Genomic DNA, 16,322 nt, shown 5'->3' with positions numbered 1-16,322 from the left:
TCAAAAATCATTTACAATAACACGTAATCTTAATATACAAATTATAACAAATTCGAGCAAAAAAAAATTAGTGCTCCTCTATCATTCTATAATACTAGAATTCTGTAGTAAACCTACTTTCTTAATATTGTACAATAAAATACAATTAAAGTATTTTTTATGCACAAAAAAGTGGCTGATTCATAGAATCAACCACCCTCTCACTATTCTACTATCATTTCTGATAACGCATATGCATAAACAAGTGCTTCTGTATGTGCAATCGAGCTTTCATGCGTACGCTCAAATGCGTGAGAAGAATCAATACCAGCTCCAATTAATGCATGTTTCACATCAAATCCAGCGTGAATCGCAGCTGATGCGTCTGATCCGTAGTAGGGATAAATATCCACTTTATATTCAATAGCATTCGCTTTCGCCAATTCAACTAAATGCTTACGTAAAGCGTAATGGTATGGACCGCTAGAGTCTTTCGCACAAATGGATACTGTATATTCATCAGATGTTTGTCCATCACCTAACGCTCCCATATCAACTGCTAAATATTCTACCGTTTCTTCTGGAATATTTGAGTTTCCACCGTATCCAATTTCTTCATTATTAGAAATTAAGAAATGTGTTGTATATGGCAATGTTACCTTTTCATCTTGCAATCTTTTAATTAATTTTAATAGAATTGCTACACTTACTTTATCGTCTAAATGACGTGATTTTATGTATCCACTCTCTGTAATTTGAACGCGTGGATCAAATGAAACGAAGTCTCCTACTTCAATTCCTAACTCACGTACTGCATCTGCTGAAAAGACACGCTCATCAATACGCACTTCAATATTTTTCTCATCACGCTTCGCTTCCCCTGCATCTTTGTACACATGGACAGAAGTTTGATGCATTAAAATTGTGCCTGTATATTTCTTACCGCTTGACGTTTCAATTTCGCAATATTCTCCTTCTACAGAGTTCCAGCGAAATCCACCAATCATAGATAGACGAAGACGACCGTCAGGCTTAATTTCTTTCACCATTGCCCCTAACGTATCAACGTGTGCAGTTAATAAACGATGCTGCTCATCATTCTTTCCTTTAACCGTTAAAATAAGAGCACCTTTATTATTACGCTTCGTCTCTACATTCCACTCACTTACATAGTTTTCAATAAAATTAATAATTTTCGCCGTGTTTCCAGATGGACTTGGAATAGAGACAAGCTCCTTAATAAGTTCCATCGTTTCTTTCGTATGATGTGCCATTGTCGTTTCCTCCTCATTCTCTCTACTATTTAGTATAGCGAAATTACGATAAAACCTCTACTCATATAGTTTAATTTTCTAAATTATAGTAAAATTTAGTTTAGTAAGTAAAAAGGAGATAACAAAAATGAATGTAACGAAAAAACATGTACATATTGCACTTATTTGGTTTTTATCATCATTACTATGTTTACAAGTTTCTTATGTCTTTCACACTACTACTTCTATTGCAATCGGCTGGACATTAACAGCTATCTTCTTAATCGTTAGCCTAATTGCAGGAAAAAAGCACAGTGCTACTGAGTAAGCTGTGCTTTTTCTATAAAACTACTCTTCCGAAACGTCCATCAAATAAATCCCTCTTGTAAATCCGCCGCGCTCTTCTTCTTTTTTCTTACGAAGACGCTCTATATCTTCAATTGTTGCACCTTCTGCGCGAGCTAATGAAATAATAACTTCAAGTGCATCTGCAAGTGAATCTAGCGCATGTTCACGCTCTTTCATTGAAGCAAATTCACGAATTTCTTCTGTACCAATTTTCGCTAATGCTTGTATGTAAGCTTGTCCTGTTAATTTTTGTGCTGTATATGTTTTTCCAGACATTAAAATTTTCTCCGGGACACGGTCTCTTACTAATTTGTTATAAGTTGACATCACTGTTCCTCCTATTTTTAATAACACCCAAGCTCTGCCTTATAGAAAAACCACTCTTTTTCCACACAAGCACTTAACATATCAATTCCTGATCCGTGCGCCTTTACTACCGGAAAGAAGTAATGCTCTGGTTCTTCTTTCTTATCGCCGTATAAGGTCCCGTACTCATCAGGAATCGCCTCTTTTTTCACATCCCGTTCTTTCTTCACTTCACCAGAGAAAGCAACAGCTGGATGTCCCTCAAAGAATAATGCAGTCCGTACCGCAAGAGATGGTGTACTATGCAAAGCATAATATATAAGTAAAATAATAACGATAACACCGATAATTTTCTTCATTTATTACTCCTAAAAAAAGTGCTAACACAATTATACTAAAATGTGTTAGCACTTTCTTCCCTTTATCTCGAATTAACGGGCAGTAAGACTAATAATCCGCGGGGGATAAACAGATCCCCACGGATTAAAGTTTCACTTTATTCCCCTTTAAATGCTGGTAAACGTTTTTCTAGAAAAGCAGCAATACCTTCTTTATGGTCCGCTGTTTGTCTCATCGCATATTGACCACGCTTTTCGAGCTGAAGCGTTTGTTCTAAATTAGAACGATTTACTTCACATAAAATTTGTTTCGTTTGAATCATTGCCTTGATTGGTTTTTGTAACCATTCATTAATTTTTTGCTTCACAGCCGTTTGGAAATCCTCACCGATTACTTCGTCAATTAAACCGATATCTAGCGCTTCTGTCGCTGATAATTTCTTCCCTTCCCAAATGATTTTCTTCGTCATATTTTCACCGACGCGCTTTTGAAGGAAGAAATGGCCACCACCATCTGGAATTAAAGCGATTCCAATAAAGTTCATCGCAATAACTGATGATATATCTGCCATGACATAATCAGCCGTTAATGCGATACTTAATCCAAGTCCAGCAGTCGGCCCATGAATTGCACTAATAACAAGCTTCGGCATCGTATATAACGTCACAACGATTTCAGAAATTGTATTCATGATGCCTTCAAACTTACTTTCATCATTACTTGAAAGCATTGATTTAATATCTCCACCCGCAGAAAAACCACGGCCACTTCCACACAACACAACAACGTGAACAGAACTTTCCGCCACTTCTTTCAACTTTTGTAATAACTCTTTTAACGTTGGTTCATCTAATGCATTTAAAACCTCTGGACGATTAACCATAACCGTTGCTACGCGCCCTTCATATTTCACAACAACAGATTCTGTTTTACTTGTTACTTCCATTATATATACCCCTCTTTTCCACATAAAGATTATACTTATATAATTATAGAAAGCATGTTGAAAATCCTTCTTTTTTCTTAATTTTCTGTCTAATATTCTCGTAATTTGTATATATCTCCGTATAAAACATACAATTTCGTTAAAAAATATAGAAATTAAAGTCGGTTTATCCATGCTTTTCGTCTATTTACCATTACAATGAAATGGTGTATTCTTAAGTTTGATTCAAAAAAAACAAATATTGAAATTCATTCGCCTTATTATGTAAATAAGGCTTTTATCCCCATCTCTTGGGTATTGAACTAAAGGAATGAAGAAATGGAGGAATATATGGTTAATAAGTTGAAACAAACGGATAACTACTTCCCGCATTTCCTATTGCTATTCATTGTGTTTCAACCAATTTTAGATTTATTAACGTCTTTTTCAATCTATGTATTACACATGAGCGCAACAGTTGGAATCGTAGTCCGTTTCGCCTTTATGCTTCTTGCATTAGGTTATCTACTTCTTCATAGAAAACAACATGGGGCGAAAAAGTACATTCTCTATTTATGCCTACTCGGGATCGTACTAGCAATTGGTCTTGTAAATAATATGATGATTAAATATCCAGTTTCATTTGGCGAAGAAGTGAAATTTATTTTAAAGAGCATATATCCAATTGTGCTACTGTTTGGATATATTATCGCCTTTAAAGAATTAAAAAATAAAGAATATGCATTTCATAAAATCATTACATATTTCTTATATGCAACTTTAATTTTAAGCATCACACTAATTGTTGCGATGCAAACTAGTACAGATTTCCCAAGCTACCCTCACTCAAAGATTGGTTCAAGAGGTTGGTTCTTTGCTGGGAATGATTTAAGTTCTATTTTTGCAATTATGTTCCCAATCGTAGTGTTATATTCGATTCATAAAACAACTTCTTTCTCGAAAATCTATTACTGGATTCCAACAATACTCGCGATGTATGCAAGTATTATGGTCGGAACTAAAGTAGGATATGGTGCAATTGTTCTAACGCTTGGCGTGGCACTTTTATTCTCATTCATTGAATATATGGTTCATCGCAAAAAAGAAGGAAAAGGATTCACATATCTCGTAAATACAGTTGTTGCCGCTATTATACTAGGAGGTTTAATTGCCCTTACACCGCATACTCCTATCGCAAAAAATATGGGCATCCACATGCAAATATACGAATACAAAAAATCAGTACAAGAAGAAAAGGATAGAAAAGAAGGAAAAATAATTAAAGAAGATCCTGACGCAGAGAAAAAACATGCAAAAGGTGAACTAACAGACTCTGAGGTCAAAAGTTTAATTTACAGTGATCGCGATAAGTTTTTAAAAGTATACAAACAATACTATAAAGACGCACCACTATCACAAAAATTATTCGGAATGGGCTATGCTGGTAACTATACGGTTAAAATTAAATTAATCGAAATGGACTTCCATGACATATTCTTTGCATTCGGAATCATCGGTTCTCTTATTTACTTCATACCATTCCTTTACTTCGGTATTAAATTATTACTCAGCATCATAACAAACTTTAAGAAAATATTAACTGTGAAATATATGCTACTAGCTAGTGCCGTTATACTATCACTTGGAATTGCCTTTATGTCCGGTCACGTACTAACAGCGCCGGCCGTTAGTATTTTCTTCGTTGTTATACTCGCTTACTTAATTGTTGATTTAGAGGTAGAATAAAGTGAAGCAGCCATCAGATCTCGGTGGCTGCTTCATTTTGGTATACAGTCTACTCGGCAAAGAATAGACCACATTTATGATCTATTTTTTATTGAAAAGACGCCTGAATCCCCTCCAACACCTCATCAATATTATCCTTCGTAATAACAATACCGAAGTCTTTCGGGACGTTGCTATCTTCCTCATTTACAACTTTATGCGCAATCAACTTTCCAACTTCCGGTCTGAAATGATGCCCATCCATATAGTTATCTAAATTCGTTGTAACGGAATTAAGATACATGAAATGGTGCACTTCTCCAAATACATCTACAGCGTCATGAAGCCATTTTTTATAATCTTCCCATCGCCCTGATTGAATCATCGTACGGAACAGAGGCTCTGAAACAGGCGTTGTAAAAATATAAAACTTCGTGTTCGGATTATGAGCCTTTACTGTTCCTAATATTTCTTTCATATTTTGATACTCATAATTCCCGCCGTAAATCTCTTTACTAAACTTATCTACTTGCGCCGCTATTTGCGCATCACGTTCTTCTTTCGTATAATCGCGCATCGATTTTATATTCTCTCGATTGTACCGGTCAAGATTCGTAATATGATGGGTGGAATTTGCAATTGTATTCTTTGAATAAGTAATCCCGTCCATACTTATATACGATTTAATCGGATACAATAAACTTTGCGCCTGATTAATATACGCTTCTGGTTTATCAAAACCAATTTCCCTATTTTTGTTCGTTCCAAGGAAATCTAAACCAAGTACAATAGACTCGAGTCCACTACCTTTTTGTTCTTTTGCATATTCAATATATGCATCATACTCACGCGGATCTGTACTGCTTACCGCATAATTAAATGCGTTTAACCCGGTGAAGTCATTCTCGTTAATAAAAGTCGTTCTACTACTTCCAAGTATAACTCCATCATATGTAAACGGACGGTACGTTATATAATTTGTTTTCTGTTGTCTCTCGTTAAACCCGTACTGAACATCATTCCACTTATTTTTATGCGGGAATAACCAAAGTGAATCTATATAGCTATTAAATATCCCGACACCTGCCAGAGGAACAAAAACACATACAAAAACGAAAATAAGCCAATGTTTGTTTTTCATATTCTCCACCTAGAAATTAAAGTATAAAAACTCACTAATACTCGTTAAATGTAACACGCTATATACGAGCAATACTGCAGTAAATAAAGCAGTCCATACATTCGGACGGAATGAATCCTTTAACTGAATTGAATTTTTTAAGAAGAAACTAATACATAACGCTCCGAAAATATACGCTACCATTTTTGGATCTAATAAAGAGACATGGTACCCTTCACTAAATGAAACACCGTACTCTTTTAAAAATTGCAGCTTCTCTATTATAAATGCCGGGAATACGCTATTTGCTAATTCGATTCCATTTAGTCCGAACATTCCTTTTAACACTTTCACCGCATCATGCATCGATGTTGCCCTAAAGAATACCCACGTTATATTAATGAAGAAAAACGTAACGAACCAACCAGCAAAGGCTGGCATGCGCCCTCCTGCTTTACTCCATAAGCGATGAATAACAGAAGCCAAACCGTGCAAGAATCCCCAAAAAACAAATGTCCAACCAGCTCCATGCCAAAGTCCACTTATTAAAAATACAATCATAATATTTACGTATGTACGCGTAATTCCTTTTCGATTTCCTCCTAGAGAAATGTATACGTACTTCGTTAAAAACTGGCTAAGCGTCATATGCCAACGATGCCAAAAATCTTGTATATTCACTGCTTTATACGGTGAATTAAAATTTTGAGGTAATTTAATATTAAACATTAAAGCGATTCCAATTGCCATATCACTATATCCACTAAAATCAAAATACAATTGGAACGTAAACGCTAACGACGAAAGCCATGCTTCGACAAATGTTAATGATTGCTGCACATCAAACCCTTCATGTACAAGGGGTGATAATACATCTGCAATACCTACCTTTTTGAAAATACCAACTGCAAATACAAATATACCAAGAACAATATACTTCGATTGCCAGCGCTTTTTGCTACTATCCGCAAACTGCGGCATAATTTGTGCATGATGTACAATCGGCCCTGCAATAAGCTGCGGGAAAAACGTTACAAACAATGCGTAATCAAGAAAATGACATGCCTTCGTTTCCCCGCGATACGTATCTACTAAAAATGCAATCTTTTGAAACGTATAGAAACTAATCGCGAGCGGTAACGTTAATGATAATAATGTAAAATGAGTTCCAATTAATGCATTAACATTTTGCAAGAAAAAATCATAATACTTGAAATAACTAAGCATTCCTATATTAAATATTAACCCTACCGTTAAAAGAAGTTTACTCTTATGTTTTACGAGCCTCATTCCGATAAAGTAGTTCACAATGAGCGACACTAACATAAGCGGTAAATATTTCACATTCCAATAACTATAGAAAAATAAAGAGGCCGCAACGAGCCAAGCTTTCGCTAATGTAGCATGTCCAAATTTATTTAATAGAAAATATAAAAGAAATGCTATCGGTAAAAATAAAAAAATAAACTCAAATGAGTTAAATAACACACCATCTCTTCCCTTCTAAACAAATCACAACTTATTCATCTTATCTTATCCAAATAGTGAGTGTCAAAAGGATTCCGCTCCCCTTTTCTTCTATTATATAGGATAATCATTTCAATCGAATTATTAACATGATAAAATATTAAAGGCACTTTTATTTAAAAGAATATATAATAAAAATGTCGGTTTTTTGCACGAAATGTATTTTGAAAAAAGTGAGGAGAGTCCTTTGGTATTTAGTAGTTCTGTTTTCTTATTTATCTTTTTACCTCTCGTATTATTTTTCTATTTTATAGTGCGTGCCGAGCTACGTAATTTCGTATTACTTGCATTTAGTTTAATTTTCTATGCATGGGGAGAACCACGATTCGTCCTCTTAATGCTCTTTTCTATTCTTTTAAACTACTGCTTCGGCCTACTCGTGCATCATTATGATAAACGAAAAAATATGAAAGTCACATTTTTAATTATGGCTGTGGTCGGAAATATTTTATTACTTTCTTATTTTAAATATATTTCCTTTTTCACAGATATTTTGAATCAAACTTTACATTTATCTATTCATGTGGAACCTATTCCACTACCAATTGGAATTTCATTCTATACGTTCCAAGCGATGTCATACGTCATCGATATATACCGTAAAGATGGCGCAGTTCAAAAGAATCCACTTAACTTAGCACTATATATATCAATTTTCCCGCAGCTTATTGCCGGACCAATCGTTCGTTACAATATCGTTGCTGATCAAATTAAAACGCGCATCCATTCTTTTGAACGATTTACAGAAGGTCTCCAAATTTTCATTCTAGGACTAGCGAAAAAAATGTTAATCGCCAATCAAGTTGGATTTGTCGCAGATAAAATCTTTGCCTTACCACCGTCTGAAATGAGCGCTGGAACGGCTTGGATTGGTATTATTGCCTATACACTTCAAATCTATTTCGATTTCTCAGGATACTCTGATATGGCAATTGGACTTGGAAAAATGTTCGGATTTGATTTCCCGAAAAACTTCAATTATCCGTACATCTCAAAATCCATTTCAGAATTTTGGAGAAGATGGCACATTACACTAGGCTCTTGGTTCCGCGACTATATATACATTCCGCTCGGCGGAAATCGTGTTTCCAAACTAGCAAACTACCGTAACCTCTTCATCGTATGGGGATTAACCGGTTTATGGCACGGAGCAAGCTGGACATTTATCGCCTGGGGATTATATTACGGCTTTATTATCTCGATTGAAAAAGCTGGATTCGAGAAAATATTAAATAAGCTATGGAAGCCGCTGCAACATGCATATGTACTAATCATCGTTATGATCGGTTGGGTCTTCTTCCGAGCTGATAACTTCGCATACTCGTTCCAATATTTAAAAGCGATGTTTGGCATAGAGAGACAATCTTTCATCGATGACAACACCATGCTATATATACATGAATACATTATCATATTTATCATTGCCTTTATCGCAGCGACACCAATTTTGAAACGTGTTAAAAACATATTAGAACTTGCACCCAAAACGTATATATTCACGATGCAAGTTGTACGTCCTATATTATTACTAACATTATTTATGGTTTCGATTATGTATTTAATTAATTCGACGTATAATCCATTTATTTACTTCAGGTTTTAACTTATCCCGCTATTTTCCGGGCAGTAAGACCCCCACCTCAAAATTCAGCGAAAGCAAAGAAGTTAGGTGGGGGGCGGGCTGCCTGTAAAAGCCCGATTGGTTAAGGCTGATAATCAGTGGGGATGAACAAAAACCCCCCCACTAATTAAAGTTTCACTTTATGTAGGAAGGAAAAGTTATTATGAAAAAATTGGGGAACATCGTCCTATTTATCGGTTTTCTCACCATTATCTTTTCATTTGGCATATTATCGCTTCTCAAAACTGACCGAGCAGTTTCGCCCGTTGAAAATCGTCCGCTCGCTCAAAAACCAGCTCTTACAAAAGAAGCTGCCTTAAATGGTAGTTTCTTTAAAGACTTTGAGACATATACAAACGATCAATTAATCGGAAGAGATGATCTCATAAAAAATTATACACTTACCCAAATTAAAATGGGCAAGTCTCTCATTAACGATATTATTCTAACAGATGATAAATGGCTTCTAAAAAACCCTGCTTGGGCTACAAAATATAATGAGATTGACCAAGCTATGCCAGCTGTAAACGACTTATCTCAGTTTTTAAAAGAACAAAATATTGAGTTTTACTTTGCTTTACCACCGTCCAAAACGAATGCTTTATCATTTAAATTACCTTCTCATATTCACACATATGCACAGGAAAATTTAAATTACTTTCTAAATAAACTTCCTGCAGACGTAAAGCCAATTAAACTCATGGATTATTTTAAGAAAAACTATACAAATGAAGAAATACAAAGTATGTACTTTAAAACAGACCATCACTGGAATATGGATGGTGCCTTCTTAGGCTATCAATATATAATGAACACAATCGCAGAGCAATCTTCTATATATAAAGGAAAAGAAATAAAAAAAGAAGATTACACTCGTACGTGTGCTCCAAATAAACATCTAGTCGGAAGCTTTAACAACCAGCTTTACCAACTGATCGATGCGACTGGAGAAAAACTATGCTACTACACACCGAAAGACGGTTTCAACTTTACGAGCGTAGCTGCAAAAGATGTAAATGACACAGTATATCGCACATTAGATGAACTATACGGCGTAGAAAAACAAAAAGACACCATATCATACGCAGGCTATTACACAAACGACTATCCAGAAATCGTTATCGAAAACAACAATGCACCAAATGATGTACGAGCTTTAGTCCTAAAAGACTCATTCGCAAACGCAATCGTGCCTCACTTAGCACAAAGCTTCAAACACACATCTATCCTCGACCTTCGTCACTATCACGAAAAGGATGTATATCAATACATTAAAGACAACAATATTAACATGGTATTGTTTGTGTATAGTGATTCGAACTTGAGCGGTGAGATGTTTAAGTTTAAACAATAAAAAAAGCCTCTTGTAATTTTTTACAAGAGGCTTCTTTATATTATTTCCGCTATTTGCCGGCAGTAACAACTTAAACCATTATAGATTTCGACATTGTTATTATTTCACTTGTACCTTCTCTTTTTTAATCACTACCTTCAAATACAAAAAGGAGAAAGAGATAGGAAATTTCCCTCTATCTCTTTTTATTTAATGACAACGTACTAAATAAAAAGAGGATGTCCTCTAAAACTAAGATTCCATTCCTCTTTTTATAGACTCTTTTGCATGTAAGTCATTAATAATATATTTGGACGCTATGGAAATTTGCTCTCGCAATTCCTCTACTCTTTGTCCTAACGTTTCCTGTACATATTCTGTCTGCTCTAATTGTTTAATCGCCATACTGTGTAATGTTTCTGTCGTCCAGCCTCCATCCACATTCCCAATAATCGGCTGATTTACTTGTTGTAAAAACGAATCAATCTTCGGATCATATGAAATTCCAATCATAGGCGTGTTTGCAACTGCCGATAATATAAGAGCATGTAGTCTCATCCCTATTAAAAGAGAGCACTCTGATAAAATAGAGATTTTCTCGTGAATATCCATTTTATAAGGGAGCATGTGCGCTTCTTCTCCCATCAAATTAATGATATCCCTTGATGCATTTTGATCAAATGGTCCATGCATCGGTACAAATAAAATATGGTATCCCTCTTGCTTAAGCTTTTTAAGCGTATCTGCTAACTTCTTCATATAATCTTCTTTTGCATCCCAGTACCTTACACTAACCGCAACGACTTTTCCTTGCAGCGAATGTTTTTGAAGCCAATCGGATTTCTTTTCTTCTGGCTGACAAGCTAATACTGGATCTGGAACAAGTTCGATGTCTTTCTTAATACCAATTTCTTTTAAGTACAAAAAAGAGTCTTCATCACGTACTGATATATATTCAGCCTTTGATACATGCCATTTCACTAATAAACGATTTTGCTTCTTCGTAATAGGTCCGATTCCTTGGGCGTAAATATAATACGGCTTTTTCAAAAAACGAGCAAGCCGCATAATACCTGTATAATATAGAATACTCTTAATACTCGTCTTATCTTGTAAGAGACTTCCGCCTCCGCTAATTAAACCATTACTTCTCTTTATTTCTCGGTAAATCGCTCTTATATCCCAGCGGTTTACTGCTTCTACACCGTACATTTTCCTTGTATAGTTGGGGTCATTTGAAAGTACAACAAGCTCAAGAGTAGGATCCTCTTCATGTAGCGCTTTAATAATTGATTGCAAAATTGCTTCGTCCCCAACATTATAAAAACCATAATATCCTGATAAAACTAACCGCACTCTTAATCTCCTCCAACATTTCGCAATCAACTCTTTTTGTAATTAAACAAATTGTTATCCATTCCTTTCCGAGAAAGGCTTGATAACTTCAAATTGATTTCTTTCACAAACATCTAACAAGTCATACCTATTTATAATATTGTTCATTTTCTATAATAAACGATTTTATTTACGTAAAAATGGAATTTGTTCTTTCGATATCCAGTTTAGTTTAAGTGCACATATGCCATATAACACTGAAGCTATACTTAGCGCTACAGCACTATATATCATTGCTAAAATCCTGGAATCTGTCACATTGATTAATGTGGACACAAAGTATAATACTATACCTAAAATACTAGATACTCCAATCACAGCTAAAAATTTCCCTATAGCTATTGAATAGGAAAGATCTTTTCTAATATAAATATGATTTGCGATACAAATCATTATATAAATAATTAGAGTACTATACGCTGCTCCATTTATACCGAATTGGTTTACTAGCGCTATATTTAATATAATTTTCACGAAACTTGCACCGATGACAATCCATGCTGCTCGCATCGAACGATTAATCCCTTGCAAGATTCCTATTGATAATACCATAAGTGATGTGAAATACGAGCTACCAATTAAAATAGCTAACATGCCACTTCCTTTTGTATCTGTAAATAATGCAACATTAAGCGGTACTGCAAGCGCCATAAGCCATATCGTTATCGGCATTGTTAAAACGTGCGCAAATTCATTTGTACGTTTTACCGTCAGTTTAGCTAAAGCTATATCTTTTTTTGTTAAAGCAGCTGTTAATAATGGAATTAGCGGAAATACTATCGCACTTGCAAATACAACAATTAATTGCGTAAATGCAAAACCACGGCTATATATACCAAATTGTTCCTGAATCGTTGTAGAAGATTCATGTAATACATGTGGAATTGTTACAGAATCAACTAAATTTAAAACAGGCATCGATAACGCTCCAATTGCAATTGGAATTGAAACGCGGAGTATGTTTTTTGCGTTTGTCTTAAAATCTTGTAATGAATATGTTTCGCTCTTATAGCGATACGTGCTTTTTACATATTTCATTCGCAAATATATGAGTGACGTAATAACACCAAAACAAGAACCGATCATCGCTCCGCCTGTTATGATATCACTACCTTTATTCCAATATACAAATATATAAGCAATTGTTAGCATAAAGAATACGCGAATCAACTGTTCAATTACTTGCGATACACCAGTAGGTATCATATCTCCAAACCCTTGGAAATATCCACGGTACACTGCCATATATGGTGCAATTAATAAAGCAAACGAAGTAACAATTAATGCTAGCCTCGTCTCTTGCCCACCAAGCATATTTGCAATGCTACTCGATCCAATGATAATAATTAAAAATCCGAGCACCCCAAATATAACACCGATAATAGATGCTGACGTAAACAATTTAGCTATTCCGTCACGATCATTCTTTTCATGAAGATCAGCTATTAACTGGGATATTGCTAGCGGAACCCCCGCTACTGATAAAGTTAAGGCTATCATATATACAGGAAAAACGAGACGAAAAATCCCAAGCACTTCATCTCCCGCTATATTTTGCAATGGAATTTGAAAAAAACTCCCCACCACTTTCGATAGGAACGTTGTAATGGTTAAAATTGCAGCGCCTTTTACAAACTTTTTATTCATCTTCTATCTCTTTTCTTTCAAATATGATCTAAATAAATATCAAGTCAGTATTCTTGCTTAATCTAGAGAAACTTCACTCTATTTCATTTAGTTATCATACCAAATTTCTTATATATTGAATACTCTCGTTCCAAATATAATATGTACAAAATAAGATTATTTCCATCCTGTTTTCCCTTTAATTTACTACTTTTACTTATTCAAGATAAACCTGTAATATAATGTAGCTCTTGTCAGTAAGAGGAGGGTTTACAACATGATAAATTTAGTAAAAAATTCTCGAATTTCCCTTTCTTTAGAAAACGAGATACTAAAGCGCTTTGCATACGAAGAAGTTGAGAAAGTCGAAAAATCAGACGAAATAGGGCTTATTCAACCATCTTAAGTTTATGATTTCGTTAACCGTACACAATTAATTTGTGAAGGTAGCCATTTCTCAACGCGTGAATATAATTTGAAGTTAGACGATGTAATTGATGCTCAACGGATTTACAACATCCAGATATAAGAGTTTCTCACATAAACAACACATATCCAAATAAAAAGAGCCCTCACACTCTACAATACAGTTCATGTGAAGGTTCCTATTCCTATATTGTCCCAGCTTTCAAAAACTGCAGTTTCTCTTTTTGCTCATCATTCGCCATCATTACTATCGTCTTTTCAACATGCGGATGTACATGTTCAAGTGTCACACTCGCTCCTGCTTTATTCGATTGCTCAACAAAGTTTAATAACGCCATAGCTCCTGATACATCCATATAATGTACATCTTTCATACGCAAACTAACTGGTGACTTCACATCTTGTAAAGAAGCAAAAATACGATCTACTGATAGAAATGAAAGTGGTCCCTGAATCGTATACGTCGCTTCTTTTTCTTTTATAATAGAAGCTTTACGTTCTTTACACTTCACCATGTATATAATGAAAGAAAGAATAATACCAAACGCAACAGCAACCATTAAATCGAATTTCACTGTCACAACCATCGTCACGAACATAACAATCACATCACCTCTTGGTGCTACATGTGCTTTCTTCATGCTTTCCCAATCAAACATCCCGATGCCAGTTAAAATTAAAATACCTGATAATACAGCAAGCGGAATATATTGTACCACTGAACCGAGTCCCATAATGAAAATAAATAATATGACACTATGCATACAAGCCGACAGTGCCGTCTTCCCCCCGCTTCTTATATTGACGATAGATCTAACAGTTGCACCTGCTCCTGCTAATCCACCGAACAAACCACTCGCAATATTGCCAATACCTTGTCCGATTAACTCTTTATTACTTTTATGACGTGTCCCCGTCACATTATCCATTACGACAGACGTTAATAACGAGTCAATTGATCCTAGTAAAGCAATACTAAGTGCTGGTAATACAAGTGCTAGCATGCCATTTGCGTCTAAAGTCGGTACGTGAAGAGATGGCATCGCCTCTGGAATTGCACCTATCTTTTCAATCATCTTATTTAAAGACAGAGTTCCTACAACTGGTAAGTTTACCGTAATTCCTTGTAGCATAGAAGAAAATAACGGCAACGTTACTGTAACACCTACTAATGCTACTAAACTTGATGGAATGGCCTTAATCCATTTTCCAGAAACAATCATTACAATGATCGTTAATAACACAAGCAGAAAGCTATTTTGTACGTGCTTCATTTCACCTAAAATAATAATCAGTGCAATTCCGTTCATAAACCCTGAAACAACAGGATACGGAATGTAACGAACGTAAGAGCCGAGCTTACATACACCAAATAAGATTTGAAATAACCCTGCCATCATAAATGCAATAAAGCTTGCTTCTAATCCGTGAGTTGCAATAACGCCTGTTGCAATAACTGTAATCGGCCCAGTAGGACCCGTTACTTGCCCCGGTGTACCGCCAAATAACGCCGCAAACAAACCTGCAAAAATTGCACCATACAATCCGACCAGTGCTCCCTCAGACGTTCCCGTTGCAGCAATACCAAATGCAATCGCTAGCGGCAAGGCAACAATCGCAACAGTAAACCCTGCTAAACATTCCTTTGCTATTTTTTGAAACATATAAATAACCACCTTCTTATAAAGTCCATGTTCCATTGTACATCTAAAACAAATCATTCGTTAGCGTATTTCTAAAAAACTCTTTACAGTCTCGTGAAGTAAACGTCTACATTTACAAATAGCCTTCCAAAGTCAAACTAAAAAACAGCAATATGACGAATCTACCTTTGGAAACAAACTTGACTATGCTATAATGAACAAATTAAATCTTTTACTATATACTTGGAGGCACTATGCTAACTTTTGAAGAAAAATTATCAATTATTGAATCTTTCCCGGAATTAGAAAGAAAGAACGTATCATTAAAACGCGTAAACTTTCACTTTGAAGAAAGTCGTTTAGATAAAAAGAACGTTGTATATCATTTACACCCAAACGGAAACGGATTTGTATATGCATACTTCATTAAAGGTTATAAAACAGATGCTAAAGGTATGATTAACATCCGTGAGTTTTCAGAAGAAGAACTGCGTTCATTAATTGAAAAAGTAATTGAACGTCTATCACAGGAGCCAGAGGAAATTATAGCACCAATGGAACCTGCTGCCGAAGAGGAATGGCGTAACGAAGACGGTCATATCCTAACTCTTATTCAAGAGGATGACATGTGGAATGTTTACGCTGGCGTAAACTTAGACGGTACATTCAACTCTTATCCAGAAGCTGCGGAATACCTTGATGAAGAAGGTTTCTCACGCAAGTAATAAAAATGCCTTTCCAAATTTGGAAAGGCAT

The 16,322-nt window shown here is 35.3% G+C and carries 14 protein-coding genes and 1 pseudogene; 6 read left to right on the top strand and 9 right to left on the bottom strand.

The genetic code is table 11. The features are described from left to right. Nucleotides 1-203: 203 nt before the first annotated feature. Nucleotides 204-1,253, bottom strand: coding sequence for a M42 family metallopeptidase (locus ABH960_RS15225; protein WP_404446257.1), 1,050 nt, complete (start codon nt 1,251-1,253; stop codon nt 204-206). A gap of 127 nt (nt 1,254-1,380) precedes the next feature. Here ABH960_RS15225 and ABH960_RS15220 point away from each other — a divergent pair, with 127 nt between their 5' ends. Then, nucleotides 1,381-1,560, top strand: a complete 180-nt coding sequence (locus ABH960_RS15220) for a hypothetical protein (protein WP_001103322.1) — start codon at nt 1,381-1,383, stop codon at nt 1,558-1,560. A 20-nt stretch (nt 1,561-1,580) separates the two neighbouring features. On the opposite strand, the gene ABH960_RS15215 is transcribed toward ABH960_RS15220, so the two are convergent. From ABH960_RS15215 to ABH960_RS15205, 3 genes are all read right to left on the bottom strand, one after another. Further along, a complete protein-coding gene (locus ABH960_RS15215; protein WP_000109207.1) occupies nt 1,581-1,907 on the bottom strand; it encodes a nucleoside triphosphate pyrophosphohydrolase in 327 nt (108 codons plus the stop codon). Nucleotides 1,908-1,924: 17 nt separating this feature from the next. After that, a complete protein-coding gene (locus ABH960_RS15210) occupies nt 1,925-2,245 on the bottom strand; it encodes a hypothetical protein (protein WP_404446254.1) in 321 nt (106 codons plus the stop codon). 137 nt (nt 2,246-2,382) lie between these two features. Further along, the gene (locus ABH960_RS15205) at nt 2,383-3,171 is read right to left on the bottom strand and encodes an enoyl-CoA hydratase (protein ID WP_002010905.1); all 789 of its coding nucleotides are present in this window, start codon (nt 3,169-3,171) and stop codon (nt 2,383-2,385) included. A gap of 330 nt (nt 3,172-3,501) precedes the next feature. Between ABH960_RS15205 and ABH960_RS15200 the strand changes: the two genes are divergently transcribed. Then, nucleotides 3,502-4,896 (top strand): O-antigen ligase family protein, encoded by a 1,395-nt coding sequence (locus ABH960_RS15200; RefSeq protein ID WP_404446250.1) that lies wholly within the window; start codon nt 3,502-3,504, stop codon nt 4,894-4,896. Nucleotides 4,897-4,984: 88 nt separating this feature from the next. Here the strand turns inward: ABH960_RS15200 and ABH960_RS15195 are convergent, their stop codons facing one another. Together ABH960_RS15195 and ABH960_RS15190 are read right to left on the bottom strand one after the other, a co-directional pair. After that, the gene (locus tag ABH960_RS15195; RefSeq protein WP_404446247.1) at nt 4,985-6,016 is read right to left on the bottom strand and encodes a hypothetical protein; all 1,032 of its coding nucleotides are present in this window, start codon (nt 6,014-6,016) and stop codon (nt 4,985-4,987) included. 9 nt (nt 6,017-6,025) lie between these two features. Beyond that, nucleotides 6,026-7,483 (bottom strand): MBOAT family O-acyltransferase, encoded by a 1,458-nt coding sequence (locus ABH960_RS15190; RefSeq protein ID WP_060752223.1) that lies wholly within the window; start codon nt 7,481-7,483, stop codon nt 6,026-6,028. A gap of 226 nt (nt 7,484-7,709) precedes the next feature. On the opposite strand from ABH960_RS15190, the gene ABH960_RS15185 reads away from it, so the two are divergent. After that, nucleotides 7,710-9,125 carry an MBOAT family O-acyltransferase gene (locus ABH960_RS15185; protein ID WP_113936685.1) on the top strand — a complete coding sequence of 472 codons (1,416 nt, stop codon included), beginning with the start codon at nt 7,710-7,712 and terminating at the stop codon, nt 9,123-9,125. Nucleotides 9,126-9,306: 181 nt separating this feature from the next. Continuing rightward, entirely contained in the window at nt 9,307-10,497 is a 1,191-nt protein-coding gene (gene patB1 / locus ABH960_RS15180) for a secondary cell wall polysaccharide O-acetyltransferase PatB1 (RefSeq protein ID WP_404446243.1), read from the top strand. A gap of 231 nt (nt 10,498-10,728) precedes the next feature. Here the strand turns inward: patB1 and csaB are convergent, their stop codons facing one another. Together csaB and ABH960_RS15170 are read right to left on the bottom strand one after the other, a co-directional pair. Continuing rightward, on the bottom strand, nt 10,729-11,832 hold the full coding sequence (csaB, locus tag ABH960_RS15175) for a polysaccharide pyruvyl transferase CsaB (RefSeq protein ID WP_002186624.1): 1,104 nt from the start codon (nt 11,830-11,832) through the stop codon (nt 10,729-10,731). Between the two features lie 165 nt (nt 11,833-11,997). After that, the gene (locus ABH960_RS15170) at nt 11,998-13,518 is read right to left on the bottom strand and encodes a putative polysaccharide biosynthesis protein (RefSeq protein ID WP_328026271.1); all 1,521 of its coding nucleotides are present in this window, start codon (nt 13,516-13,518) and stop codon (nt 11,998-12,000) included. Nucleotides 13,519-13,792: 274 nt separating this feature from the next. Between ABH960_RS15170 and ABH960_RS15165 the strand changes: the two are divergent. Beyond that, nucleotides 13,793-14,020 (top strand): annotated as a pseudogene (locus tag ABH960_RS15165) (hypothetical protein); the annotation flags it as partial. Between the two features lie 88 nt (nt 14,021-14,108). Here ABH960_RS15165 and ABH960_RS15160 read toward each other — a convergent pair. After that, nucleotides 14,109-15,587, bottom strand: a complete 1,479-nt coding sequence (locus tag ABH960_RS15160) for a SulP family inorganic anion transporter (protein WP_404446239.1) — start codon at nt 15,585-15,587, stop codon at nt 14,109-14,111. A 233-nt stretch (nt 15,588-15,820) separates the two neighbouring features. On the opposite strand from ABH960_RS15160, the gene ABH960_RS15155 reads away from it, so the two are divergent. Next, a complete protein-coding gene (locus tag ABH960_RS15155) occupies nt 15,821-16,291 on the top strand; it encodes a hypothetical protein (protein ID WP_404446236.1) in 471 nt (156 codons plus the stop codon). The last annotated feature ends 31 nt before the right edge of the window (nt 16,292-16,322 follow it).

Origin of the sequence: Bacillus sp. RC252 (assembly GCF_044909215.1) — a bacterium.
GTDB classification, from domain to species: domain Bacteria; phylum Bacillota; class Bacilli; order Bacillales; family Bacillaceae_G; genus Bacillus_A; species Bacillus_A mycoides.
The sequence above is the reverse complement of the archived record's forward strand: the minus strand, read 5'-3'. Positions and strand labels throughout refer to the sequence as shown.